We start from the raw sequence: 23,087 nt of genomic DNA, 5'->3' as shown, positions 1-23,087 counted from the left end.
GCCGGTGTGGACGGTCGAGCGCGACAGGCTCTTCGCCACCGGTGCCGCCACCGGTGCCGTCGCCGGTGTCGTCGCCGGTGTCGGTGTCGGTGTCGGTGTCGGTGTCGGTGTCGGTGTCGGTGTCGGTGTCGGTGTGCAGAGGCCGGCGTGACGGCCGGTCAGGAAATTCCGTTGCGCCCCGGGCGGCGATCGGCTTGGGTTCGTGCCCGTGACCGCTTTGAACGACCTCGTACGTCCCGACCGCTATCCGCGCTCCTCCCGCTACGACCCCGCCTGGCTGCTCGGCCTCGACATGGGGCCCAACCCGTTGTGGCTGCTGGAGGACCTGGCCCGGAACCTCGATCTGCGCCCGGGGATGCGGGTGCTCGACCTCGGATCCGGCAAGGGTGCCACATCGGTGTTCCTGGCCCGCGAGTACGGCGTGGAGGTGGTCGCGGCCGACTGGTGGATCGCTCCCGAGGACGCGGCGGCCGTCTTCGCGGAGGCGGGTGTCGGTGACCGGGTGCGGGCGGTACGGGCGGAGGCGCACGCCCTGCCGTTCGAGGAGGCGGACTTCGACGCCGTCGTGAGCATAGACGCGTTCGAGTACTTCGGTACGGCGGACAGCTACCTGCCCTACCTGGTGCGCTTCCTCCGGCCCGGCGGACAACTCGGCATGGCGACACCCGCCATGACGCGGGAGGTCCGTGAACTCGGGGCGGTCCCGCCCCACATCAAGAAGGTGGTCGGCTGGGAGGCGATCGCCTGGCACACCGCGGACTGGTGGCGCTTCCAGTGGGACATCACCGAACTGGTGGAGGTCACGTCCGCGCGGCTGCAGCAGGACGCCTGGCGGGACTGGCTGCTGTGGGCGCGGGCGGGGGCCGAGCACCATCCGGACGGCCGGAGCGCGAACCAGCCCGTCATCGACATGCTCACCGAGGACGCGGGGAAGTTCCTCTCCTTCGCCCTGGTGACGGCACGTAAGAACTGATCGGGTCTCACTCCCTCCCGGTGTCGGCCAGGACGCCCGCCAGCGGCCCCAATCGCCTCGGGGGCCGCCGCCGGGGACGCCCTGCGCGAAACGGTCACTCCTCGTACAGGCCGACTCCCCCGCCGGCCGCCGCGCTGGTCAGGACGTCGGCCAGCTCCACCGGGGCGGACAGCATCGGGTAGTGGCCGGTGGCCAGCTCGAAGAAGGTGACGCCGGGCTCGGCGAGTTTGGCGAACCGTGGCAGGCCGGTGCCGTGCAGCGTGCGCGCGAACTCGATGCTGAGGCCGTTCGCGAGGCAGAACACCCCGGTGGTCGGGAGTTCGCGCCAGGCACCGGTCAGTTCGACCGGCTCGGTGAGGGTGCGGACCGGCTGCGGGGTGGCCAGCCGGTGGTAGCGCTCCAGCTCCGTCGGCGGGACGGCGTGCACCGCCGGGATCTCCTCGGGCACCGGGACGACGCCGTCGAGGGCACGTTCCAGCAGGCCGAGCTGCGGCATCTGTGCCACCAGCGACTCACCGGACTCCGGGAAGCCGGTGTCCACGAACACCACGCGGGCGACCTGTCCGGGACACCGGTCGGCCGCCGCGAGGGCGGGGAAGATCCCGTAGCTGTGCGCCACCAGCACGACCCCCGGGCCCTCCGCACCGAGCAGCGCCGCCACGGCCTCGGTGTGCTCGCCCAGCCCGACCCCCGAGGGGTCCTTCCCCGCCCGCTCGGCCGTGCCGGGCAAGGTGACGGGGAGCGCGCGGTGCCCTCGCGCGGTCAGTTCGGCGGCCACCGCGTCCCAGGCCCAGCCACCCATGAAAAGCCCCGGAACCAGCAGAAACGTCGTCATGACAGACCTCTTTCGAAACATCGCGTGCGGTTGTCAGGACCGTAGGACCTCCCTCTGGGGGAGATTCCAGCCGCTTTCGGCGCGCGGCCCCGGACGGAGGGTCCTCCGGCGATCCGCCGGCGCTCCGGCGGTCACCGGACCTTCACACACGAGGGCCGATGGAAAGCGGCAGGACGGGTACCCCGCCCCGGTGTCACCGACCGGAAGGATCCACTGCCGTGATAGCCGTCGCCGCGTCGCTGCTGCCCGGGCCGGCCCTGCTGCTCTACGCGATGGACCATGCCGAGGACTGGCTCCGGGGCGGGCGCGTTCGGCAAGACGGGCCGACCCCGCGGGATCAATCCGTCAGTGCCTCCCTGAGCGTCGAGGACTTGAGCCCGAAGGTGTCGCGGATGTCGCTGTCGTCCACGAGGAACGGGCGCTCGGTCATGTAGTTCATCTCGGCGAACTCCCGCCACAGGGGGTCGGCGAAGGACAGCAGCGCCAGGTCCCGTTCGGTGAGGGGCTCCAACCGCGGTTCGGGCGCGCCGTGCAGCTCGGCGAGTTCGGTCGCGGCCCGGCGCAACGTCGTGGTGATGACCGGGGCGTGCCAGCCCCGCCCCCAGGACCGCTCGTCGCCGCTGACGGCGACGAGCGCCGCCGCGACGTCCTCGGTGTACGAGAACGAGTGCGCCGCGTCGGGATCGCCGTGGACGAGGGCCAGTTCGCCGTCACGGACCCGGGGCGCGACCAGCAGCGTGAACGCCGACACCGCGCCCGGGCCCAGGTACTGTCCGGCCCGTACTTCGGTGACCCGCAGCCTCCCCTCGTCGTGCGCGTCCCTGGCCTGCTGCCACAACCGGGCCCGCACCCGGCCCTTTCGCGTGGCCGGGGCCATCGGGGTGCGCTCGGTGAGCGGCCCGGCGGTCTGCCGGTAGCCGTAGTGGTTGCCGAGCATCACGTAGTCGGCCCCGGCCCGCTCGGTCGCGGCGAGGATCGACGTGAACAACGGCGGCATGGTCTCCGGCCAGGTCTGATACGGGGTCATGGCGGCGTTGAAGACCGTGGTCGCACCGGACAGCGCCTCGGCCAACTCCCCCGTGCGACCGGCGTCCAGGGCGATCCGTTCGATGCCGGGGTGTTCGGGGCCGCTGCCGCTGCGGGTGATGAGGCGGATCCGTCCGCCGCTCTCGGCCAGTTGTCTGGCGGTCGCGGTCCCGGTCGCGCCGGCCCCGATGACGACTGCTCCAGCCATCGTGCTGTCTCCGTCCTTTCGCCGTGTGGACCGCTTCCCCGAAGGGGAAACGTGGTGCGCGGGGGCCCGTCCGCTCTCCCGACTGTGCCGTACGGCCGCGAGGTAGGGTCAGTGGCCTGACTGCCACGAAGTCCAAGGATCCAGCCATGCATCGTGTCGCCGTCCTGGCCGTCCCGGCGGTGAAGCCCTTCGACCTGTCCATGCCGTCGACGCTGCTCGGCGCGGCCGAAATCGACGGACGCCCCTGCTACGAGGTGACGGTGTGCACCGCCGTGCCCGGTACGGTCGCCGCGTCCGGTGGGATCGATGTGGTGATCCGGCACGGCCTCCGGGCGATCGCGGCGGCGGACACGGTGATCGTTCCCTCGACCTCCGGCCGGTACGACGCGGAGCCGGCCGTGCTGGACGCCCTGCGGGAGGCGGCGGCCGGGGGCAAGCGCGTCGCCTCGATCTGCAGCGGCGCCTTCGTCCTCGCTCGGGCCGGGCTCCTCGACGGCCGTGTCGCCACCACCCACTGGGCTCTCGCCGAGGAACTGCGGCGTGCCTTCCCCGCCGTACGCGTGGACGCCGACCGGCTGTTCGCGCAGGACGGACGGATCGTCACCGGCGCCGGCTCGGCCGCCGGGATCGACCTGTGCCTGCACCTGATCGCCTCCGACTACGGCGCGGCCGTCGCCAACACGGCGGCCCGCGCGGCGGTCGTCACCCCGGTGCGCCAGGGCGGGCAGGCACAGTTCGTGCGGACCCCACTGCCGGTCACGACAGATTCCTCACTGGACGCGGCCCGCCTCTGGGCGCTGCGGAACCTGGACCGGCCCATCTCGCTGGACGACCTGGCCGGTCGGGCGAAGGTCAGTGTGCGGACCCTGACCCGCCGCTTCACGGCCGAGACCGGTGTGACCCCGTTCCGGTGGCTGCTCCAGCAGCGGCTGCTGCGGGCCCGCGAACTGCTGGAGACCACCGATCTCACCGTCGACCACGTGGCCCGCCGCAGCGGCCTCGGCTCCGGCGAGTCGCTCCGACAGCACATGAGCCGCCAGATCGGCATGACCCCGGCCGCCTACCGGGGTGCCTTCACCCACCGCCCGGGGGTGAAGAACGGCCGGTGACCCCTGGGGTGAAGAACGGCCGGTGCCCCCTTCGCCCTTCGGGCACGGGTTCACGGGGTTCCCACGTCCTGGGTGGTCATGGACAGCAGGACCAGGGCGTCGTGCTCGGGGGTATGGGGCGGGGCCTGGTAGATCAGGACGCGCGGGTCGTCGCCGACGGGGCTGAGTACGTCGTTGGCGAGGGTGACCGACCCGATCACCGGGTGGTGGAACGCGGTCCGGCCGGCCCGCTTGACCCACACCTCGTGCCTGCGCCACAGGGCGGCGAACTCACCGCTGGCCGCCGCCAGTTCGGCGACCAGCGCCGCGGTCCGCCCCGGGGCGGTCAGTTCGGCGGTGCGCAGGTGCGCGACGCAGTTGCGGGCCACCCGTTCCCAGTCGGCGAAGAGGGTCCGCGCGGCCGGGTGCAGGAAGGTGTACCGGATCGTGTTCCGCTGCCCGGAGGGCCAGTCGCCGAGCCCCGCCATCAGGGCGAGTCCCTCCGGGTTCGCGGCCAGCACGTCGTTGACCTCGTCGAGCACGTACGCGGGGCTGGGCCGGACCGATTCCAGGAGCAGCAGCAGGCCGGGGCCGGGCGGTCGCGGGCCGGCCGGCCTGCGGCGTGGTGTCCGTCCGGCGACATGGTCGGCGAGGCCGAGGAGGTGGGCGTGCTCGTCCGCGGTGAGCCGCAGGGCACGGGCCAGTGCGTCCAGTACCGCGTCGCTGGGCGCGGTCTCCCGTCCCTGCTCGATCCGGATGTAGTAGTCCACGCTCACGCCGGCCAGCGCGGCCAGTTCCTCGCGGCGCAGCCCGGGTGTGCGCCGGATGCCCGGACCGGTGGGCAGCCCGACGTCGGCCGGGCCGATCCGCCCGCGTCGGATCCGTAGGAACTGGGCCATCGTGTTCACGGCGTGAAGTCTGCCACCGGTCGGCCCGGTCCCGGGTGGCCGTGTCACACCCAGGAACCGCGCGGCCTTCCTGGAACGGGCACGGCCGCACAGTCTCGGACCATGACAGAAACGATCATCATCGGCGGCGGCTCCGGCATGGGCCTCGCTCTGGCCCGGACCCTGCTGGCCGAGAACACGGACGTGACGATCGTCGGCCGGTCCGCGGACCGGCTCGCGACGGCACGGGCGGAACTGGAACGTCCCGGGGGCGGGAGGATCCGTACGGTCGCCGCCGACCTGGGGCGGGAGGAGGACGTCGCCGAACTGTTCGCCCGGGTGGAGCGGGTGGACCACGTGGTGGTCACCGCCGCGGACGCGACCGGTGTGTACGGCCGGACCGCCGGCGTGGCCACCGCGGCCGCGCGGGCGGTGGTGGACACCAAGCTGATCGGTGCCTGGCTGGTCGCCAAGCACGCGGCCGGGCGCGTCACCGGCTCGATCACCTACACCTCGGGCATCAACGCCTACCGGCCCAACGGGTCGAACACCATCATGGCCGCGGCCAACGGCGCGCTCGCGTCGCTGGCGTACGGGCTGGCGGTCGAACTGGCGCCCGTGCGCGTGAACGTGATCTCCCCGGGCTGGGTGGACACTTCCCTCTGGGACCAGCTCGGCATGGACAAGGAGACGGCCTTCGCCGAGCTGGCCGCGAGGCTCCCGGCCCGCCGTGTCGGCACTCCCGACGACATCGCGCAGGCGTTCCTCTCGGTGATGCGCAACGGGTTCATCACCGGAACGGTGCTGCACGTCGACGGAGGACACCGCGTGACCTGATCCGGCACCGGACCCGGCGGGCGCCTGCCGGGCGCGGGCGCCGCGCAGGGCACCGAATCGGCACCGCTCCCGGTCGTGTTCGGCGGTACGGGGCCGCGCGGGGCCCTTCCCGGTCAGGCCTCGGCGAAGGCCGACTGGAGGAGGTCGGCGAGGAGGGCCGCGCAGGAGCCGTCGGGGTCGAGATCGGGGTCGTAGATGGTGAGGTTGAAGCCGACGCACCGCTCCGACCGCACCAACGGGCCCAGCAGCGCGGCGAGTTCGTCGGGCAGGAGGCCTCCGGGGTCGGGGCTGTCGACGGCGGGCATGACCGAGGGGTCGAGCACGTCCGCGTCCAGATGGACCCAGAACCCGTCGGTCACGGGCACTTCGAGGGTTCGCAGTACCGCGCCCGCCAGTTCGCCGGCCCCCCACTCCCGGATCTCTCCGACCGTCGCGTTCATGATCTTCAACTCGGTGAGTTCGGCCCGCTCGTCGTCGTAGTCCCGGATGCCGAGGACCCGTACGTCCTCGTCCCTGACGTACGGCCGCAGTCCTTCGAGGTCCGTCAGGTCCCGCTGGCCGCGGCCGGTCGCGAGGGCCAGTTCCTCGCCGCCCGCGGCACCCACCCGGTCGGAGTTGCCGGGGTGCCGGAAGTCGGCGGACCCGTCGATGACGACGAGTCCGTAGCGTCCGATCCGGCGGAGGGCGAGCGAGGCACCGAGCTGGATGGAGCAGTCCCCGCCCAGGACGACCGGGAAGTCTCCCGCCCGGACGTGGTGCTCGACGCGGTCGGCGAGTTTGCGGCTGTACGTGGCGATGGCCTCGGCGTTGAACACGCCGTCGCCCTCCCGCCATCCGCCGCGGTCGTAGCGGGGCGGAACGACGACTCCGCCCTCGTACGCCCCGAGCCGTTGCAGCAGTCGCCGCTCGCGCAGCGCGCCCGCGAGCTTGTAGCACCCGGGCACGGTGCCTTCGGCGGGCGGTCGGAGGCCGAGGTTGGACGGAGCGTCGATGACGACGAGACGGCGCATCCGGCCATTGTGACCGCGCCGGACGACGCCGGCCGCCGTTTCGGGAGAGAAGCCGGGTGGTCCCGCTCCTGAACCGCGGCTCCACCGGACGGGGGAGCGTGAGGGTGCCCGGCCGTGAGTCACTGTCGCCGGCGTCTCCCTCCGGTCCGTCCGCCGGCCCCGGGAAGCCGCGTGGTGCCGGCTGTGTGCGGACCGGTACGTCCGGTGTCGGAGGCCGCTGGCGGCATCACCGTTGTAAACGCCATCCGTACCACCCCCCACGGCCGCTCGACGTGACCGCGCTCTTTCCTCGACTGGCCCTGCCGGAACGGACGGCGACCCGGTTGCCCCCCGGCCCGGGTCTCCGTCCGTGTACGACAGCTCGGTCGGCGGGCCGCTCCTTCTGCCCGTCGACGAGCCGTGGCCCCACTGCGAGGAGCCGCACGACAGTGAAGCGGCGGACGAGATGCGCTCCCCGGACGAGATACGGCTCCTGCGTCGCATCCGTGCGGCAGCGGCCGAGCGGCGGCTCGGCGAGGGCCACCCGTGATCCAGCTCGACCGGTACCTCCCGGAACCGTGCCTGCTCGCACCGGAGCAGGTCACCGAGTACCCCAGCCCGATGGAGCTGAGCATTGCAGGACGGCCTGTCGCGCCAGGGACCCGGGAAGCCGAGGGCATCCGGGGATCGGTCAGAAGGGAGGTTCGAGATCGCCGCGGCCGTCGCTGTGCGGCTCCCGGTCCCAGGGCTCCTCCGAAAGAGGCTCCGGGCCGGGCGGGTCGTGGCCCCACGCTTCGAGGGCCCTCCACGCGACGCGGCGGTTGGGGTCGTAGCCGCTGGTGTCCAGGACGCGGCGCGCGTGCACGGCGAGGTGATCGCGGTGCTCGGCGAGCGCGGGGTGTTCGGCGAGGACGAGCGCGGTGATGACGGCGGCTTCACGCACGTCCTCGTGGCTGTCCTGGAGGAAGGGCGCGACGGCCCGATAAAGCATCGGGCGCAGGTCCCGGAAGGCTGCCACGGTGGTGCCGGGGGCAAGGAAGCCGGGGAAGCACTGCTCGATGAAGCCGGCGATCTCGTCGGAGGCGTCGTGGAGCGTGGAAGCCAGCCAGCCCAACAGCGCCGCGCGGACGGGGATGTCGCGATAGGGCCGGAGGGTCATGGCCGCGGGGTGGGTGAGGATGCCGGCGACGTACATGACGGCGGGGGCGGTGGCTTCGTAGATGGTGTTCTGGTGGCCGACCAGCTCACCCAGCTCCGACAAAGCGGTGACCTGGACCTTGGGATCGGGCTCCAGCAACCGCGCCAGAACCCCGGGAAGGTCCTCACCGCTCCCGAAAGCCGTCTCGAGCGAATCCCAGTCGGTCTCCGCCAGGACCACCTGGTAGGGCGGCAAGCCGGGCTCGTGGGGCGCCCCGGCGCCAACAGGGCTGTGGTTCACAGGCAAAACCTAGACCAGGCTTCCGACGCGGTTCCCTTCCGGGATGGAAAATACGGCTTCTCACGCATCGGGGTGCGGCGGCAGGGCGAGCCACGCCTGCCAGGAGATCTCGCGGCCGATGAAGCGCGGCCGCTCGAACGGCCAGTCCTCGGCGATCCACCGCGGCACCAGCGCGTCCAGCGCCTGCTCGACCTCGCCACCCACCAGTTCGTCCACCACCCACCAGGAGATCTCACCGTCCGCGCCGGCCTTCTCCGGCGGGTCGATGTAGACGCAACCGAGCAGCGCGGTCTCCGCGGCGTCGAACAGCGCGTAGTTGAAGGACTGGTGCGCGGCGATCTCCTTCTCGTGCCGCAACAGGTCTGCCTGGTCGGCCTCGTAGGTCATGGTGGCCGCGGGCCAGCCCCAGGCCGGGCCGAAGACGGTCCACAGCCGCTCTCGCGAGCCCATCACGGCCGGATAGTCGAGCGGGGTGTCCGCCTCCCGGATCGGCCGCAGGTGCTGGCCGCCCGGCAGCGGTACCAGGACGGGGTGGACGAAGTCATCGGGAAGCCAGCTCATGGCGCCCGACCGTAGCACCGCGCGGACGTCCGCTCTCCTGGATTTTCTCCGGGTCTCCCGAGCCGGCGGGCACAGGGGGCAGCGATCCGAGCCGTACGGCACTCGCCGCTTTTTCGATGGTGAGGGGCGGGGGCCACGAATGCCGTCCCGCAGAGACGCCGGCGGCCCCATGGAACAGGTGGGGCCGTGCGAGACCTCGGCTCGGTTACGTCCGCGCACTGAACGCGACGGACTGAGCCTGCCGGAGCCTCTTGACGTCACGGATGAGGACGTGCGCTCCGCGGTGCGGTCGTTGCAACCGCTCCTGACCGAGGTACGGCCAGGGTGGTTCGGCGTGGCCGACTGATCGCTTCATGGTGGGGTCCACAGGCGGCGGCCGAAGTCACAAGGTGGCGCTCGCCGGGTCCCGGAGCCGACGCGCCAAGCAGGTTCCCGGGCGGCAGCACCTCGAGGCCGCATCCGCTCCTGATATCACCAAGTGACGCCAACGGCAGCGGACACGGGAAGTCAGCGACAGCCACGCAAGAGGTGCGGCCGCGCCGCGAACGGATGGCGGGCATCGCCAGGATCAGCGGCTTGAACACCCGGCCGTCATGCAGGTTCGACCCGGTCGGGGTCGACTTCGGGGTGCGTGAATCGCACGGGCTTGCCCAGCGACCGGGCGTAGGCGATTTCGGCTCGGGTGCTGTCTCCGATGTAGTCGCCGACTACGAGCACCTCGTCAGCGAGCCGGATCTTCGCCCGGTGCAGATCGTCGAGTCGAACCTTCAGCGCCTCGGCCTCGACAGGATCGGACCAAAGTGCGTGCGGCGACTTCATGTCGCAACCCGGCTTGACGACGATCCTTCCGGCTTTGGTCTCCCGCAGATCGGCCTCGGTCATCTCGGTCATGAAGCGGGTGGAGCCGCAGATCACGACGATACGCGGGAGGCTCAGCCGCTTCTTCGCGTCGGCGAGTTTCTCCTCGGGGGTGAGCGGTTGCGGGTACGACACCGGTTCCTCCTGGTGGTGTGCTTCGAAGAGTGCCTGCGGAGACGAGAACGAGGGTGTCCGAGATCGCCTCGTGGCGAACGACGTGGACACCCTCGCGACAGCGCTCCATGCGACGACCGACGACATGCTGAAAGGGCATCCCGGCCTGGTGCCGTGGCACCCGCCGGCCGGCATTGCGCCCCGCCCGAGCGATACCGGACCGGTCACCCTCGCCATGATGCGGACCGTACCCGGCTTCACGTCCAAGACCGAATACGTCCAAGACCGAATGGCTCCGCCACGCCCGTGCCCACCCGCGCCACCTCTTCCCCTGCCCGCCCCGGCAGCCCGGCCACCACCAACGGCTCGCGAGGCCGCCGGCCTGATGCGAAGCGCCAGAAGGCCGACGAACGCGAGACCCTCCTCGACCTCCTGACCGCCGGATGCGAGCTTCTGCGAGAGCACCCCGACAGACTCTCATCGGCGACAAGAACCGCTTCGGCCGAGCCGGCTTCGCACTCCGCCGCAAGCGAGTCCTGCTCGCCTGAAGTCCGTCAAAGAGTCATCCAGATCACGGCTGCCGCCCTCCAGATCAGATTGCGGGGCGACGCAGTACGTCAGCGGGATCCCAATCGCTCTTCCAGAAGGCTTCGAACCCGTGCTCGTCGATGAACTGCCGCTCAACCTCGTGGATGGGGTACATCCCTTGGATGTTGATCACGTCGTGCCCCTCGTGTCCGGGAACGCCGACGTCAATGCCCAGGTAGTCGTCTCTGCCGAGGACCATCGGCGCGAACACGCAGAATGCCGTCATCTCCGACTCGGGCACGATTCGCTCGCCGAAGTCGATGGTGCTGCCGTAACCGAAGGGGCAGGTGCCCCGAAGCTGCTCGGCGAGGAAGCCCACCGCGTGGGCCCAGATCACGTCGGTCGAGTTCACGCTGAGACAGAGTTCCGGCGACCCGTGCTGCCAGTCCGGATGCCCGGCCAGCGACAAGCCGTAGGTGAGCGTCGTGAGAAGCCCGTCCGGTAGACCGTCGTACACGATCTCCGTCACACCGCGCAGACCCTGTTTGGTCGACTCGACCGGGAAGAACCGCGGCTCACGCCCCCCGGAGAGCCGATCAAGATGGGCGAGGTACTTCTCTACGCGACTGACCATGCGACCAGCCTGCACGATCACCCGCACACGGACGCCACCGGGGCATCACTGGTGACGCTCCGCGACGGCGCCGCAGTGCCACACGGCATCCCGGTCCCGAACCGGCGTTACCGTATCCACGGCCGACACGACGAGGAGCGTCCCGTGAAGAGAGCCGACGGCCGCCAGTGGGTGGACCGTGAGGAGCTGGTCGAGCACAGCGGCTACGGACGGGCCTTTCTCGACTCGCTGGAGCGCGACCGCCAGGCCAACGGCCATCCCCAGGCCCGTTACTTCAGTGGGGGCCTGCACTGGGACCTGAGGGTGTGGAGCGCCTGGTTCACCAAGCTGCACGATCAGACGCGGGACCCGTCCGGGGTGGACCGCAGCGGCTGCCCGGGCGATCAGCTCCCGCCACTGGGGCAGGCCCGCGTGCTCGGCGTCAGCGCGGCCCGTATCGCCCGGTACGCCAAGAACCCGCCGCCCGAGTGGCCCGCCCCGGTCCGCGTCGAGGAGTTGCCCACCCGCACCCGCGAGTACCGCACCCGGGCCCAGCTGTGGGCGTGGGCCGACAACCCCGTGAGCGGGTTCGGCACCAGCGGCGGGCGCCCGTCCGGGCCCGGCGTCAAGGCCCGCGCAGCGAAGGCACCCGACCCGCGCGTCCGGCTGGCCGCCGAAGCGCTGGCCGCCGCACCCGGACGGAAAGCGGGCGAAGTGGCCGCTGCCCTGGCCGACCGCCACGGCCAGTCCGTGGCCACCTGGAAGCGGATCGTCACTCAAGCCCGCAAGTCGGGTCGGCAGTAGGAGGTCTCGTACCGAACGACGGCCGGCGCGACCCGATTCGGGCGCGTCGGCCGTCGTCGTTTCCGGTGCCCCGCGACCCGACCCGACCTCACATCGACAACTCCTCGCAGCGAGTGCTTTCCCAGCCTCGACTTCGCGATTGCACGTCGGGAGACAGTCAAGGCCGGGCAGACCTGGCAGGACAAGGCACCCGAGCCCGTACGGAACAACCGCACCACGCTGCTCGCCGTCGGCGCTGGTTGCGTACCTCCTGCTTCGGCGCGACAAGAAGCAGCGGGGTCCCGACCGGGCCGACGAGTGCCGGCCCGGTCGGCCACGGCACGCCAGCCTCACGCCGTAGCGGCGGCGCGCGCCCTGTCCGGACCTGCCGCACCCCGGAGGACGCGACCGCACCGGCTGCTTCAGCGCGTGCGCCGCGGCCTGTGCAAGTGCGCTCGCCGCTTCCGAGCGCTCCGCCTTGGTCGACTTCTTGTCCGTCGGCACCTTGGCGGCGTTGAGGGCTTTCTTGCCGGGCCTGCGCTTCGACGCGGCCGGGCACTGGGTCAGAGCACTCGCGGCGGCCGTCCTGCCGCTCTTCGTCCTGCCGCTCTTGGCGGCACGGCCGGGTACCCGAACTTCCCTGCGCGCAACGGCCGAAGGCCTGACCGCCCGGTACGCGAGCACCGCGTTGACTTGACGCAACCCTTGACGCATCCTATTGAGACAAGACTTGAGACAAGGGGCATCATGCCGACTCCGACCGAGACTTCGCAGGGCGACCGGCCGCCGCATTCGGCCGATGTCGAGCGGGCCCGACTCTGGCTGGCGGGGCGCGGCATGTCCGACGTCCGGCCGACGGCGCTGCTGGGAAAGCGGCTGGCCGTCCGGCAGAGCAGTCGGCTGTTCAGCAGTCTCCTGCTGGCCGCGTTCATCCTCGCGCTGGCCCTCATCTACACCCTCAACCGTCCCGCCGACGGCGCTTCCACCTCGGCGGACCCGTATCCGTACGGTCCGCTGCTGCTCGTGACGGCGGTGGTGGCGGCGCTCGTGGTGGCCCAAGCGCTGCTGGACCGGCGCGTGCGGCACGTCGACCGGCAGGCCGGTGAGGCGCTGCAGCGGCGGGCGGCACACACCGTCCATCTCGGCTGGCGTACCGTCCTCGGCCCGCCCCGCGCCGCGCTGGCGGCCGGCACGTTCGCTGCCGCGAGCGCGCTGACCGCCGTCGCCCTGACCGTGCGGACACCCGGCGTCCGGTACCCGGCGACCGTCCTGCTCATCGGACTGTGCGGAGTGGCGACCGTCATGGCCGTCCAGCTCCGCCACGTCCTGACCCGGCCTGCCGTGGCCGAGGACGAGGACTCACTCACCGCCGACGCCCTAATGCGCGTCGAGGACGCCCGGGAGGTCGCCGTGCCCACCATGGTGTGGTGCATGCCGTGGTACCTCCCCGCCGCTTCGATGGCCGACATCGGACTCGGCTGGTGGAACGCCGCCTGGATCGCGTTGATCGCCGTCGGCGCCGTCACGCTCGTCCTGATCACCTGGCGGACCGGGAGAAGCGGCACGGTGGCACCACACATCACGACCGGCAGGTAGATCCGTGATCGTCATCGACACGGCCTCCGCCGTCCCGCCCTTCGAGCAGATCCGCGCGCAGCTCGCCCGTCAGATCCGGGACGGCACGCTCGCCGTGGGCACCCGGCTGCCGACCATTCGCCGACTCGCCGCGGACCTCGGGCTGGCCGCCAACACGGTCGGCCGGGCCTACCGGGAACTGGAGGAGGCGGGACTGATCGAGACCCGGCGGGCCGCCGGCTCCTTCGTGTCCTCGGCCGGCGAGGCAGGACGCGAACAGGCACACCGCGCCGCCGCCGAGTACGCGGACGTCATCGCCCGCGTCGGCATCGGCCCCGACGAGGCCCTGCGCATCGTCCAGGCGGTGCTGGCCCGCGGTACCGCGCCGGCGCCCTCCGCCACCCTCTGACCCGCCTGCCCGCCGGCAGGAAGGATTCGAGGGCCTGACGGGGCGCACAGCCGGACGGTTCGCGCGGGTGGAGGGCAGGCCCAGAGCCGGCCGGACCCAGGCGGATTCCCGGTCGCGCCGTCGGTGGGCGGCGCGACCGGGACTCGGCTCAGCTGATCGGGCCGAAGATCTCGGTGCGGTCGAAGTCGGCATCCATGCCGTCCAGCACCGCTCCCAGTTGCTTCTCCTCGTACTTGAAGTGCGTTTCCATGACCGCCTCGATCCCGTCCAGGTGGTGGTGTGCCACCTCCGGGTCGGTCGAGTCGGCCAACGCCTTCCGCAATCCGCCGATGAGGTGCTCGATCATGTTGTGGTCCTGAGTCAGCTTCGCGACCACCGGCGCCAGGTCGGGTCGCACCCGTACCAGTTCCGGGAACAGCGAACCGTCCTCGGCGCGATGGTGGCCGGACAGGGCAGCACAGAACCCGTGGCAGAACAACAGCAGGTCGGTGGCGGCGTCGGCGGGGTCGCCGCCGTCCAGTCCCGCCCGTGCCAGCGCCAGCGCATTGCGCAACTTGCCGTGCACCCGCTGCAGTTCACCGCCCCAGGCGGTGACGCGATCAGTCGACAAGAACGCCCTCCCGTCGCAGCCAGGCCGCACACGCGGTCGTCCAGGACGCGGTGTGCGGCTCGCGCGCGATGAACTTGTGCGGCCGGCCGCCGTATTCCGTGCCGTCGGCCAGGCCGATGCCGTGGCTGCCGCCCGGGTAGACGTGCAACTCCACCGGTACCGCGGCCGCCGCCAGCGCCCGGGTCCACTCCAGGGCGTTGGGCAGGCCCGGCGGGTCCTGAGCGGTGGCCCATACGAAGGTCGGGCACACCGACGCGTCCACATGCTTGGCCGGGGACAGCTCGTCCTTGATGGGCAGCAGGTCGCCGAGCAGGTTCTCGACCACCGGCGGCGGCAGCAGGTCGAGGTCGGCCAGCGCATAGGCCAGGATCGCGAAGTCCGGTCGGGGCGGGTCGGCGACGCCCTCCTCGATGGACAGGACCCGGCCGGTCATGAGCAGGCCGGCGAGCTGGCCGCCCGCGCTTGATCCGATGACGCCGACCCGGCCGACGTCGAGGCCGTGGTCGCCGTTGCGGATGTGGTCCAACCCGGCCCGGGCGTCTTCGAGCGGGGCCGGGAACCGGTCCGGCAGCAACCGGTAGGACAGGACGAAGGCGTGGAAGCCGAGGCCGGACAGCCAGCGCGCGTAGCCTTCGCCCTCGTGCGGTGGAAGTTCCCGGAAGCCGCCGCCGGGCAGGACGAGGACGGCGGGGCGGGGACCGGAGAACCGGTCCTCGGCGGGGTAAAGCGTGATCTTCTGTGAAATCGGGGTGGGAATGGCCGGAGCCACCTTTCGATACGACGCCTCCATGCCTGACGATCCATCCGCCACCGGCACGCGACGCTGCCGGGAACTATAACCGTGAAGGCCGGACGGGCGGTTGCGTCGCGTTGCCGCAATGGCGTCAGGGTGCACGCGGTCTCCGAGGACCACGAGTCGGCGTCATCGCCCCACACTGCGTTCCCGGCACCGTTCCCGGCAGATCCGGGCCTCGATGCCTGACACACCGAGGCAGGGCTGCGGCACAGTCGCGTGACGTCTGGTTCGTGGTGGAGGTCCGGCCCGCGAAAGGCCGCAGGGACAAAGACACCGCCGACAGGCCCGGTCTCCAGCACGGCCTGCTCGTCGATCAGAAGGTGCGTGTCGGCCGTGCAGGGCCAGTCGTGGCGTAGGGGGCACCGTCGTACGGCTGGTGACATGGTCCTCGTGGGCACCCCAAATGAACGGGGGTGCGGGTAGACGGGCCCGCAGACTGGAGGTGGATCTCCCTTGAACTCGACGGAGTCGGCATCGGACGGCTGCTGCGACTTCACAAGGCGGAGATGGCGCAGAGCGCGCTTCAGCACGGGGTCGACCACGAGACTTCTTTCGATCGGTACGCAGTCGATCCCATCGTGCCCCACTTTCACAACACGACCTACGCCGTGACCTGCGGCCACCGCACGATCGTCTGTCTTCCGTCTGTCTTCGCACACCGATGATCAGCGGTGGCCGCAGCCTTCCCGCAGCCGGTCCAGCAGCAAGATCACGGCCTACCGCTGCGGTACCAAGTCGCGCTGATACCAGGGACCTGACTCACCATCGATGTCGGACAGGCCGACCAGGACGAACCCAGCCTTGAGCAGCACCCTCTGGGACGCGACGTTCTCGCGGGAGGTGCCCGCCCGCAGGGTGTGCAGCCCGTGCCGCGCCGCCGCCAGCCGGCACAGCTCCCGGACGGTCGCGGTCGCCACGCCGCGGCCGGCGACGTGCTGCGCGACCCGGTAACCGAGCTCAGCAGTGCCGTTCTCGAGGTCGTACAGGTTGAACCGGCCCAAAACCGAGCCGTCCTCGGCAACGAGCACGTAGAAGGCGTAGATGCCGGCCTCCTGCTCGGCCAGCAGGACGCTGTACCAGTCGGTGAACTTGTCGAAGAAGTCGTCGCCGCGGTCGGGGACCGAGGCGGCGAAGTAGGCGCGGTTCGCCAGCTCGAAGGCCAGGACCGCCGGGGCATGGTCAGCATCAAGCCGCTTCAGCTCGGGCATCGCCCGACCCTATCCGGATGGCGCGTTCAGATCATCCGAGTTTCCACCAGTCGGCTTTGTCCACGAGAACGGGGTTCTGGCACGACTTCCGTGAAACGGTGGCGGCCAGTGATCAGTGGGTGTTTCGAGTGCTTGGAGGATCTGTCGCACTTCCTGGCGCCGCTGGTCGGCGTGGGCGCTGTCCACCCAGCCGGTGGCCATTTCTGATCCGTGCCGAACTCGATCGGCTCGGCATGCGCTGGTAGCCGCACGGACACGCGGTGCGGCCGCCCGAGATGCTGAGCCGCAGCGGAGTACAGCAACCGCCGTGACCGCAGTCAACTGGTACCGGTCCCGAACGCCCCAGTGGCTGGCCCGGCAGACCTCGACAACGGGCCGCGAGGCGTGCCACCTTCATGCCGGAACGGACGGGGACTCACGGGGAATCAAAGGTTCGCCAGGGGGCGCAGGAGCCGGCGGAGAACGCGGCACAGGACCCTGCAGGAAAGTAGTCGACGTTCCACGATCCTTCGAAAGCAGGGCTTGAACTGACCTCAATGCCGCCTTCAGAACTTGGTCCCGGTGCGATCAGAGACGCGACCAGGAACGCGACCAGAGGTGCGGCCTCGTCCGGCCCGCCGCAGGCGGACGGTCCACCGCCGTCGGCGCCCGGCGCCAGCCTCTTGTCTCGGGCGACTGGAGGCCCGGTGGGTGGCGGCGAATCCGGGACCGGCAGAGATGCCCCGCCGGCCGTGATGTCGGCGTACAGGTGGGAGTGCCCAGCCGGGTACACCCGAACGTGCTCACTGCGGCAGGCATGACGGCTGTTCCAGGCTCGGTCCGCGTTGGCCGGTGGAACCGGGCCCCTGTTCTACTGCTCCCGCTGAATGGCCGGCACGGGCAGGTCGAGGACCCGGGCGAGGGCGCTGGTGACGGGAGTCCGGCGGCCGGGCAGGTGCCGAAGGGTCCAGTCGGCGGCCGAACTCGGGTCGCCGACCAGGCGTGTCGACCGTCCGCGGCTCAACCAGAACTCCCTGGGAATTTCAGGCTCAGGACACTAGTATCCCGGCACCGCACAACTCTGGGGAGGGGACCATGAACCGCACCGCCGTCGCCGTCCTCGCCACCATCTCCGCTTTCGCGCTGGCCAGTTGCTCCAACCCCGGCAGCGAACCGAAAGTCACCGTCACCGTGACGAAGACACCCGAACTCAGCGCCACCCAGAAGCGGGCAGCGTGCGTCGACGCGTGGTCCAAGACCATCGACAGATGGAACGCCGACACCGACGCTTTGCTCAACTCCGACCCCTACAAGGACGCCAAACCCGCAGAATGCGGAGGCCTGCCGGGCCAGGCGGAGATGTACATAGAGGCGCTGCAGACGCGGAACCAGGCGAAGCAGGATCAGATGCAGGCATGCCTGGACGACCCGACGTGCACAGCCTTCCCGCTGCCCTAAGGGATTGCCGGGAATCCCTAAGACCGTGCCCTGCATGGTGAGGCCGGCTTGATGTCGCGGATGGTGAAAGCACACCACAAGCAGGAGACGGGCCGGACGTGCGGGCACGACCAACCGAGACCCCTTGGTCGAGCGTGGTCTTTGCCCACGGGCATCCGCCGACCGGACCGGTCCTTCCGGCAGCCCTTCGCCGTGAGACGGGCCGAGTCTCTGGTGTCTGGGTGCGGTCAGCGGGCGATCGAGATCGCGAAGGGAGCGAATCCGCTGGACCGGATCACGTGCGGTACGAACAAAATCGCGGCCTCTGTGGCGCGGGCGGTCTCGATCCCGCCGAGATCAGTGATCCACTCCTTGCGCCAGCCGAGGTCTACGAGCAGTTCGCATACGATCTGCTTGGCCTGCGGGTCCTCTCCGGAAAGGAAGGCGTCGGGCGCCTGGGAGAGGGTGGCCGGCGCGGTCATCACCGGGAAGAGCATGGTGTTGAGCGTCTTGACGACGCGTGTTTCGGGGAGCGCTTCCTGGAGTTGCTCGGCGAGGCTCGAGCCGGGGTGGATCAGGCGGGCGGGCAGTCCGTCGGGGCCGTCGACGGTGGCGTTGGCGACGTCGAGCAGGATCTTGCCGCGCAGTTCCTCGCGCAGGGCGGCGAGCCGGTCCAGTGAGCCGGCGCCCGGGGTGGCGTTGATGACGACCTGGGCTGTCCGGGCAGCGGCGGCTGCGGCGCCCGGCGTGCGGTCCGCCACGGTCACCTCATGCCCTGCCCGGGCGAGGGCTGTGGCCAGGTTGCCGCCGACGCGGCCGTTTCCGAGAACTGCGATCGCGGTCATGATGATCCGGTCCTTCCGTGTGTGCGGGCTGTGGTGCGCGGTCAGCGTGAGAGTGTGGCGGCGGCCTCCGCGTGGACGCCGGGCGCGGCGGCCAGGAAGCTCTCGCTCCGCGGAGTCCAGGGGCGGCCCTCGGCGTCGGAGATCTGCCCGCCGGCCTCGGTGACGAGCAGTGCCCCGGGCAGCAGGTCCGCGCGGGCTCCGGCGAACTGCCAGAAGGCGTCGATACGGCCGGCGGCCACGTTCAGCAGGTGCAGGGTGGCCGGCACGGATGTCCGAACCACGAGCGCGTCGAAGAGCATCGCGGTGATCGAGGAGCCGACGCGACGTACGACCTCCTGGTCCTCCTCCGGCCGAGCCTGGCTGGTGGCCACGATGCTCAGGCCGAGGTCGGCGGTCGGGGAGACGCGCAGTGGCCGGCCGTCGAGGTGGGCGCCCGCCCCGGTGAGCGCGGTGTAGGTCTCGCCTGTCAACGGCAGGTGGACCGCGGTGAGCACCGGCTGGTTGTCCCGCACGAGGGTAGCGGTCACCGCCCATTCCGGCAGGGCGTGCAGGTGGTTGACGTTGCCTTCGGCCGGATCCACGACCCACCATTCACCGGGCGGCAGCGCCCCGCCGTCCAGTTCGTCCTCCACCCAGCCTGCGTCCGGACGCAGGCTGGTGAGGCGGGGGCGCAGGATGTCGAGGGCCGTGTCGTCGTTGGCGGCGAGCGCACGCATCAGCTCTTCGCGGGTTCGGTGGCGGACCACCTCGCCGAACCGCTCACGCAGTGCCGAACCGGCCGCGCGCACGGCGATCGCGGTCTGGTCGAGCAGGTCGGCGTCGAAGGCGGCGACATCGGTCGTCTGAAGTGTTTCGGACATGGCGGAACTCCCATGCGAGGAGGGGTGATTGAGCCGGTCGGACCAGGCTGTGCGGTGCGTCTTGCGCTCTCGTCCCGAAGGTATAGAGGCCCTGCATTAACTTCAAATGCATGTCAAGCACCGATAGGATTACTCGCATGCAATTGGATCTGAACCTGCTCGCCGCGCTCGACGCGCTGCTGGAGGAGGGGAGCGTGGCCGGGGCAGCGGCACGCCTGCATGTCACCGCCCCGGCGATGAGCCGGAGTCTGGGCCGCATCCGCCGTACGACCGGGGATCAGATCCTGGTGCGCACCGGCCGCACGATGACCCCGACCCCGTATGCGATCGCCGTCCGAGAGCAGGTGCACGAACTGTTGCACCAGGTCCAGGGGGTGCTGGCACCGAGCCGTGAACTGGATCTGGCTACGCTGGAACGCACTTTCACACTCCGCTGGCACGACTCCCTGATCGCCTTGGGCGGCCCCGCGCTGCTCGCGGCCGTCCGCGAACAGGCGCCCGGCGTGCGATTGCGCTTCGTCGCGGAATCGAGCATCGACACCCCGGAGTTGCGGCGCGGCGAGGTCGATCTGGAGGCGAACGCCAACCGGCCGAGCGCCCCGGACATCCGTGCCGAGAACGTGGGCGAGACCCGCCTCGTCGCCGTCGTGAGGCGGGGGCACCCCCTCACCCGCGTCAGGACCGTCACCGCGAAGCAGTACGCCGCCGCCGAGCACGTCACCGTCTCGCGACGTGGAAACCTCAGCAACGCCGTCGACGACGCCCTCGCATCGCTCGGCCTCACCCGCCGCGTGGTGGCCGGCGCACCCACGGAAGCGGCCGCGCTGGAGTTCGCACGGGGCTCCGATCTCCTGATCAGCGTCCCCGAAGCCACCACGCGGTCGGCGGTCGCCGACCTCGACCTGGTCGTACTCCCCCTCCCGCTCGAACTGCCACCGGCACCGATATACCTGTCGTGGCATCAGCGCTACGACACCGACCACGCCCACGTCTGGCTGCGCGGGTTGGCCCGTACCGCGCTGGCCATGTGCGGAGCGTCGTCGTAGGAGGCGCCGTCCGGCCACTTCACTCATATGCCCATGCGACCACCTTGATGCCGCACGGCCGGCCGCTGCGCGGACCCGCACCGGATCACCAGCCCGGCAGGATCCAAACGCGCGTCATGGTGACGCACGCTACGGGTGAGTCGAAAGGCTCCTCGAACCAGTCCGTTCACCTGGGTGTTCGCCGGACGCTGAGGCGGTCTTCGTCCGCGACAGCCTCAGCGAAGGCCACCGTCCTATCGTTGGCCGATGCGCGCACACCGTATTGACCGCCCAGCCGATCTCGACGTCGTCCGTGAGTCCTATGACCAGGTGGCCGACGACTACGCCCGCATGGTGGTGACAACGGGCATGGGCGACATCCGTCGCCATCCCTGGCTCAAGGCGTCGATCGACGCCTTCGCCGACACCGTGGGCCGGCTCGGACCCGTCCTCGACGTCGGCTGCGGACCCGGCACGGTGACCGGCTACCTCGCCGAACGCGGACTCGACGTATCGGGGGTGGACCTCTCACCCCGCATGATCGAGAACGCGCGCCGTCTGCATCCGCAGTGCCGCTTCAGCGTCGCCTCCGCCACCGAACTCGACCTCGATGAAGCCTCCCTCGGCGGCGTGCTCGGGTGGTGGTCGCTGTTCAACCTCCCCCGCGATGTCCTTCCCCGAGTTCTCGCCCATTTCGCGCACGCCCTGAAGCCGGGCGGGCACCTCATCACCGGCACGCACGTCGGCGACGAGGACGCGGTGCGCACCGAGGCATACGGAGGAGTGCCCGTTCGCTGGACCACGTACAAGTGGCGACCAGAGCAGCTCGTGGACCTGATCGAGCAGGCTGGACTGCACCCGGTCGCCGAACTCCGGCTCCCCGCGGATGAGTGGAGCGGGCCGGGCGTGGTTGTCATGGCCAAGCGCCCCGTCTGACAACTGGCCATTTCTGAATGAACTCCGGCGTCGGCACCCTGCCGCGCTACACGCCCTCGTCGAGGGCGTACAGATCGCGGCTGCGTGGCAGGCCTTCCACCGGATTCAGAATCCCTTCGTGGAGCAGGCCGTTGGTGGCCGGTACTGTCATGCCGCCCTTCAGAACGGACGTGCCACCCAGGTCGGTCACCCGGCAGGTGAACGAGGCCGTGCCATTGATGGGGTCGATGATCCACCGTCTTCCTGACACCCCTGCGGTCGAGCCCCTCTCCTCGCCGTAGATGCCGTCCTCCGGCACGTGGCGGGCCGGCTCGTCCCTGTCTTCGGGCGCCATCCGCTCGACAAGCGCAGCAGTCATCACCCCGGACTGCCGCAAGATCACACCAACTGAAATGGCGTCTCAACGATCCGGGGATGCCCGAGGCGATGGCCGGCGGGTCTGGTCAGGGTTTTCAGGTGCGCAGGAGCAGGACACGGTCGTCGGCGTCCAGGACGATGGCGCGGGCGGCTTCCCTCAGCGGTGGAGTGGAGGTCGTCATACCGTCCAGTCCGGCAGTTTTCGGAGCAAGGCCAGCACCGTTCGACCAGGTATGTTCGCCCCATCGAGAGCGCTGCCCGGAGCCAGAGCAGTCGCAGAAGGCCGGATCCACGGTTCATGGACCGGCAATTCCTCTGTCCGACCCCAGTCTCACGGTTCACAGTTTAAGGCCGGACATCAAATCGCGCATGTCATCGATCATGGCCCGCTTGCGAGGAGACACATCAGGGACATCCGGAGCCACCTCCTCACCGGCCTTGCCGTCGAATTCCTCGGGGTAGCTGGAGACGGCGGAAAGGCTGAGTGAGAACACTGCGCCGCCGTCCAGGACCCGCAGTTCGACGGTGCTGATGTCCTGGGTGATCAGGTACGCCTTGTCGCCGAGATCGGCAACGCGCTGCAGATTTTCTTTCGGAACGACGCCGAGGGCGGTCACCCGACTCTGTGCTTCGAATTCCGCGCCGGGGTCGTTCTTCTTGTACAGGGCCATCTTGATGCCAACGGTGTAGTCGGTGATCCAGCCGCTGCTGGGCTGTTTGTCAGGGCGAAGGGCCATGAGACATTGGACCTGGTCCAGGGCGGGATGCTTCAAGAACCCGGAGTTGATCATGCTGGTGGATTCTCTGGACGCGATGTCCGCACCGAGTGACGCCAGCCGAACGGACCGGCAGGCGTCCTTGCCGAGCCGGTACCCCCGCGTGTCGGGTTTCTCATCACCCAGGCCGAACGCAAAGACGGCTGCCGCCCACACGACCGACGTCGCGATCATTCCTCCCAGCGCCCACCACCACGGACTTCGGGACCCCCGTCGGGCAACGAGCGGCCGGTCGAAGCCGCTTAACTCCTGAGTTTCAAACGCACCGGACTCCCCAGAAATCTCTGGTTCGGAAATCAACCTGCTCCCCTTCGGTGGTGCTTCACGCACGCCGTGACCGCTGAGCGGGCCCTGCGTCGTCCGAGCCGAGCCGGTGGAGGATCGAGAGCACCATGGCCGACCTCGCAACGGTGCTGTCAAGTCTGAAGGCCCAGACAGGGAACGGGCCTTGACCCCAGATCCTGAACACGGGTTATGCGGCTGGTGTCAGCGTAGTTGGTGTGAGGTGGAAGGCGTTCTCGAAGGCGATCGGTGAT

General features: G+C 70.3%; 27 protein-coding genes. 11 read left to right on the top strand and 16 right to left on the bottom strand.

What is annotated here, in order from left to right:
• Positions 1–4 precede the first annotated feature (4 nt).
• On the top strand, positions 5–151 hold the full coding sequence (locus ACFW6B_RS02295) for a hypothetical protein (RefSeq protein ID WP_386591411.1): 147 nt from the start codon (positions 5–7) through the stop codon (positions 149–151).
• Positions 152–208: 57 nt separating this feature from the next.
• Positions 209–973, top strand: coding sequence for an SAM-dependent methyltransferase (locus ACFW6B_RS02290; protein WP_386591410.1), 765 nt, complete (start codon positions 209–211; stop codon positions 971–973).
• A 94-nt stretch (positions 974–1,067) separates the two neighbouring features.
• On the opposite strand, the gene ACFW6B_RS02285 is transcribed toward ACFW6B_RS02290, so the two are convergent.
• Together ACFW6B_RS02285 and ACFW6B_RS02280 are read right to left on the bottom strand one after the other, a co-directional pair.
• Positions 1,068–1,808, bottom strand: coding sequence for an alpha/beta fold hydrolase (locus ACFW6B_RS02285; protein WP_386591409.1), 741 nt, complete (start codon positions 1,806–1,808; stop codon positions 1,068–1,070).
• Positions 1,809–2,145: 337 nt separating this feature from the next.
• The gene (locus tag ACFW6B_RS02280; protein ID WP_386591408.1) at positions 2,146–3,042 is read right to left on the bottom strand and encodes an NAD-dependent epimerase/dehydratase family protein; all 897 of its coding nucleotides are present in this window, start codon (positions 3,040–3,042) and stop codon (positions 2,146–2,148) included.
• A 146-nt stretch (positions 3,043–3,188) separates the two neighbouring features.
• On the opposite strand from ACFW6B_RS02280, the gene ACFW6B_RS02275 reads away from it, so the two are divergent.
• On the top strand, positions 3,189–4,151 hold the full coding sequence (locus tag ACFW6B_RS02275; RefSeq protein ID WP_386591407.1) for a GlxA family transcriptional regulator: 963 nt from the start codon (positions 3,189–3,191) through the stop codon (positions 4,149–4,151).
• A gap of 50 nt (positions 4,152–4,201) precedes the next feature.
• Here the strand turns inward: ACFW6B_RS02275 and ACFW6B_RS02270 are convergent, their stop codons facing one another.
• Positions 4,202–5,029, bottom strand: a complete 828-nt coding sequence (locus ACFW6B_RS02270; protein ID WP_386591706.1) for a helix-turn-helix domain-containing protein — start codon at positions 5,027–5,029, stop codon at positions 4,202–4,204.
• Between the two features lie 111 nt (positions 5,030–5,140).
• Here ACFW6B_RS02270 and ACFW6B_RS02265 point away from each other — a divergent pair, with 111 nt between their 5' ends.
• The gene (locus ACFW6B_RS02265) at positions 5,141–5,854 is read left to right on the top strand and encodes an SDR family oxidoreductase (RefSeq protein WP_386591406.1); all 714 of its coding nucleotides are present in this window, start codon (positions 5,141–5,143) and stop codon (positions 5,852–5,854) included.
• A 113-nt stretch (positions 5,855–5,967) separates the two neighbouring features.
• Here ACFW6B_RS02265 and ACFW6B_RS02260 read toward each other — a convergent pair whose 3' ends face one another.
• A complete protein-coding gene (locus tag ACFW6B_RS02260; protein WP_386591405.1) occupies positions 5,968–6,864 on the bottom strand; it encodes an arginase family protein in 897 nt (298 codons plus the stop codon).
• Positions 6,865–7,213: 349 nt separating this feature from the next.
• On the opposite strand from ACFW6B_RS02260, the gene ACFW6B_RS02255 reads away from it, so the two are divergent.
• The gene (locus tag ACFW6B_RS02255) at positions 7,214–7,393 is read left to right on the top strand and encodes a hypothetical protein (protein WP_386591404.1); all 180 of its coding nucleotides are present in this window, start codon (positions 7,214–7,216) and stop codon (positions 7,391–7,393) included.
• Between the two features lie 141 nt (positions 7,394–7,534).
• Here ACFW6B_RS02255 and ACFW6B_RS02250 read toward each other — a convergent pair whose 3' ends face one another.
• The 4 genes from ACFW6B_RS02250 to ACFW6B_RS02235 all read right to left on the bottom strand — a co-directional run bounded on the left by ACFW6B_RS02250 (position 7,535) and on the right by ACFW6B_RS02235 (position 10,976).
• Entirely contained in the window at positions 7,535–8,281 is a 747-nt protein-coding gene (locus tag ACFW6B_RS02250; protein ID WP_386591403.1) for a hypothetical protein, read from the bottom strand.
• Between the two features lie 60 nt (positions 8,282–8,341).
• Complete coding sequence (locus ACFW6B_RS02245; RefSeq protein ID WP_386591402.1) at positions 8,342–8,842, bottom strand: N-acetyltransferase; 501 nt, start codon at positions 8,840–8,842, stop codon at positions 8,342–8,344.
• A gap of 591 nt (positions 8,843–9,433) precedes the next feature.
• Positions 9,434–9,835: a hypothetical protein gene (locus tag ACFW6B_RS02240; RefSeq protein ID WP_386591401.1), complete on the bottom strand. Its 402-nt coding sequence runs from the start codon at positions 9,833–9,835 to the stop codon at positions 9,434–9,436.
• A 571-nt stretch (positions 9,836–10,406) separates the two neighbouring features.
• Entirely contained in the window at positions 10,407–10,976 is a 570-nt protein-coding gene (locus ACFW6B_RS02235) for a suppressor of fused domain protein (RefSeq protein WP_386591400.1), read from the bottom strand.
• Positions 10,977–11,120: 144 nt separating this feature from the next.
• On the opposite strand from ACFW6B_RS02235, the gene ACFW6B_RS02230 reads away from it, so the two are divergent.
• The 3 genes from ACFW6B_RS02230 to ACFW6B_RS02220 all read left to right on the top strand — a co-directional run bounded on the left by ACFW6B_RS02230 (position 11,121) and on the right by ACFW6B_RS02220 (position 13,722).
• Positions 11,121–11,759, top strand: a complete 639-nt coding sequence (locus ACFW6B_RS02230; protein ID WP_386591399.1) for a hypothetical protein — start codon at positions 11,121–11,123, stop codon at positions 11,757–11,759.
• Between the two features lie 726 nt (positions 11,760–12,485).
• Positions 12,486–13,334 (top strand): hypothetical protein, encoded by an 849-nt coding sequence (locus tag ACFW6B_RS02225; RefSeq protein WP_386591398.1) that lies wholly within the window; start codon positions 12,486–12,488, stop codon positions 13,332–13,334.
• A gap of 4 nt (positions 13,335–13,338) precedes the next feature.
• Complete coding sequence (locus ACFW6B_RS02220; RefSeq protein ID WP_386591397.1) at positions 13,339–13,722, top strand: GntR family transcriptional regulator; 384 nt, start codon at positions 13,339–13,341, stop codon at positions 13,720–13,722.
• Between the two features lie 148 nt (positions 13,723–13,870).
• Here the strand turns inward: ACFW6B_RS02220 and ACFW6B_RS02215 are convergent, their stop codons facing one another.
• The 4 genes from ACFW6B_RS02215 to ACFW6B_RS02200 form a co-directional block, all read right to left on the bottom strand.
• Positions 13,871–14,332: a hemerythrin domain-containing protein gene (locus ACFW6B_RS02215; RefSeq protein ID WP_386591396.1), complete on the bottom strand. Its 462-nt coding sequence runs from the start codon at positions 14,330–14,332 to the stop codon at positions 13,871–13,873.
• Complete coding sequence (locus tag ACFW6B_RS02210) at positions 14,322–15,122, bottom strand: alpha/beta hydrolase (protein WP_386591395.1); 801 nt, start codon at positions 15,120–15,122, stop codon at positions 14,322–14,324. The genes ACFW6B_RS02215 and ACFW6B_RS02210 overlap by 11 nt, the downstream gene beginning before the upstream one ends.
• Before the next feature lie 722 nt (positions 15,123–15,844).
• Complete coding sequence (locus ACFW6B_RS02205) at positions 15,845–16,336, bottom strand: GNAT family N-acetyltransferase (RefSeq protein WP_386591394.1); 492 nt, start codon at positions 16,334–16,336, stop codon at positions 15,845–15,847.
• Positions 16,337–17,186: 850 nt separating this feature from the next.
• Positions 17,187–17,339: a hypothetical protein gene (locus ACFW6B_RS02200; RefSeq protein WP_386591393.1), complete on the bottom strand. Its 153-nt coding sequence runs from the start codon at positions 17,337–17,339 to the stop codon at positions 17,187–17,189.
• 71 nt (positions 17,340–17,410) lie between these two features.
• Here ACFW6B_RS02200 and ACFW6B_RS02195 point away from each other — a divergent pair, with 71 nt between their 5' ends.
• A complete protein-coding gene (locus ACFW6B_RS02195; RefSeq protein WP_386591392.1) occupies positions 17,411–17,773 on the top strand; it encodes a hypothetical protein in 363 nt (120 codons plus the stop codon).
• Between the two features lie 227 nt (positions 17,774–18,000).
• On the opposite strand, the gene ACFW6B_RS02190 is transcribed toward ACFW6B_RS02195, so the two are convergent.
• Both ACFW6B_RS02190 and ACFW6B_RS02185 read right to left on the bottom strand, forming a co-directional pair.
• Entirely contained in the window at positions 18,001–18,597 is a 597-nt protein-coding gene (locus tag ACFW6B_RS02190; RefSeq protein WP_386591391.1) for an NADPH-dependent F420 reductase, read from the bottom strand.
• 41 nt (positions 18,598–18,638) lie between these two features.
• Positions 18,639–19,457 carry an inositol monophosphatase family protein gene (locus ACFW6B_RS02185; RefSeq protein WP_386591390.1) on the bottom strand — a complete coding sequence of 273 codons (819 nt, stop codon included), beginning with the start codon at positions 19,455–19,457 and terminating at the stop codon, positions 18,639–18,641.
• A gap of 137 nt (positions 19,458–19,594) precedes the next feature.
• Here ACFW6B_RS02185 and ACFW6B_RS02180 point away from each other — a divergent pair, with 137 nt between their 5' ends.
• Both ACFW6B_RS02180 and ACFW6B_RS02175 read left to right on the top strand, forming a co-directional pair.
• Positions 19,595–20,503, top strand: a complete 909-nt coding sequence (locus ACFW6B_RS02180) for a LysR family transcriptional regulator (RefSeq protein ID WP_386591389.1) — start codon at positions 19,595–19,597, stop codon at positions 20,501–20,503.
• Between the two features lie 246 nt (positions 20,504–20,749).
• On the top strand, positions 20,750–21,418 hold the full coding sequence (locus tag ACFW6B_RS02175; RefSeq protein WP_386591388.1) for a class I SAM-dependent methyltransferase: 669 nt from the start codon (positions 20,750–20,752) through the stop codon (positions 21,416–21,418).
• Positions 21,419–21,464: 46 nt separating this feature from the next.
• Here the strand turns inward: ACFW6B_RS02175 and ACFW6B_RS02170 are convergent, their stop codons facing one another.
• Together ACFW6B_RS02170 and ACFW6B_RS02165 are read right to left on the bottom strand one after the other, a co-directional pair.
• The gene (locus tag ACFW6B_RS02170; RefSeq protein ID WP_386591387.1) at positions 21,465–21,800 is read right to left on the bottom strand and encodes a hypothetical protein; all 336 of its coding nucleotides are present in this window, start codon (positions 21,798–21,800) and stop codon (positions 21,465–21,467) included.
• Between the two features lie 313 nt (positions 21,801–22,113).
• Positions 22,114–22,725: a hypothetical protein gene (locus ACFW6B_RS02165; protein WP_386591386.1), complete on the bottom strand. Its 612-nt coding sequence runs from the start codon at positions 22,723–22,725 to the stop codon at positions 22,114–22,116.
• Between the last annotated feature and the right edge of the window lie 362 nt (positions 22,726–23,087).

This window comes from Streptomyces sp. NPDC058751 (genome assembly GCF_042746485.1).
GTDB lineage: Bacteria > Actinomycetota > Actinomycetes > Streptomycetales > Streptomycetaceae > Streptomyces.
This window is presented reverse-complemented; position numbering and strand designations above follow the sequence as displayed.

Coding starts and splice junctions, on each gene's coding strand:
- ACFW6B_RS02265 (WP_386591406.1), top strand. CDS start 5,141: ATGACAGAAACGATCATCATCGGCGGCGGCTCCGGCATGGGCCTCGCT.
- ACFW6B_RS02235 (WP_386591400.1), bottom strand. CDS start 10,976: ATGGTCAGTCGCGTAGAGAAGTACCTCGCCCATCTTGATCGGCTCTCC.
- ACFW6B_RS02260 (WP_386591405.1), bottom strand. CDS start 6,864: ATGCGCCGTCTCGTCGTCATCGACGCTCCGTCCAACCTCGGCCTCCGA.
- ACFW6B_RS02275 (WP_386591407.1), top strand. CDS start 3,189: ATGCATCGTGTCGCCGTCCTGGCCGTCCCGGCGGTGAAGCCCTTCGAC.
- ACFW6B_RS02225 (WP_386591398.1), top strand. CDS start 12,486: ATGCCGACTCCGACCGAGACTTCGCAGGGCGACCGGCCGCCGCATTCG.
- ACFW6B_RS02270 (WP_386591706.1), bottom strand. CDS start 5,029: ATGGCCCAGTTCCTACGGATCCGACGCGGGCGGATCGGCCCGGCCGAC.
- ACFW6B_RS02210 (WP_386591395.1), bottom strand. CDS start 15,122: ATGGAGGCGTCGTATCGAAAGGTGGCTCCGGCCATTCCCACCCCGATT.
- ACFW6B_RS02245 (WP_386591402.1), bottom strand. CDS start 8,842: ATGAGCTGGCTTCCCGATGACTTCGTCCACCCCGTCCTGGTACCGCTG.
- ACFW6B_RS02195 (WP_386591392.1), top strand. CDS start 17,411: ATGAACCGCACCGCCGTCGCCGTCCTCGCCACCATCTCCGCTTTCGCG.
- ACFW6B_RS02280 (WP_386591408.1), bottom strand. CDS start 3,042: ATGGCTGGAGCAGTCGTCATCGGGGCCGGCGCGACCGGGACCGCGACC.
- ACFW6B_RS02180 (WP_386591389.1), top strand. CDS start 19,595: ATGCAATTGGATCTGAACCTGCTCGCCGCGCTCGACGCGCTGCTGGAG.
- ACFW6B_RS02285 (WP_386591409.1), bottom strand. CDS start 1,808: ATGACGACGTTTCTGCTGGTTCCGGGGCTTTTCATGGGTGGCTGGGCC.
- ACFW6B_RS02190 (WP_386591391.1), bottom strand. CDS start 18,597: ATGACCGCGATCGCAGTTCTCGGAAACGGCCGCGTCGGCGGCAACCTG.
- ACFW6B_RS02185 (WP_386591390.1), bottom strand. CDS start 19,457: ATGTCCGAAACACTTCAGACGACCGATGTCGCCGCCTTCGACGCCGAC.
- ACFW6B_RS02205 (WP_386591394.1), bottom strand. CDS start 16,336: ATGCCCGAGCTGAAGCGGCTTGATGCTGACCATGCCCCGGCGGTCCTG.
- ACFW6B_RS02175 (WP_386591388.1), top strand. CDS start 20,750: ATGCGCGCACACCGTATTGACCGCCCAGCCGATCTCGACGTCGTCCGT.
- ACFW6B_RS02165 (WP_386591386.1), bottom strand. CDS start 22,725: ATGATCGCGACGTCGGTCGTGTGGGCGGCAGCCGTCTTTGCGTTCGGC.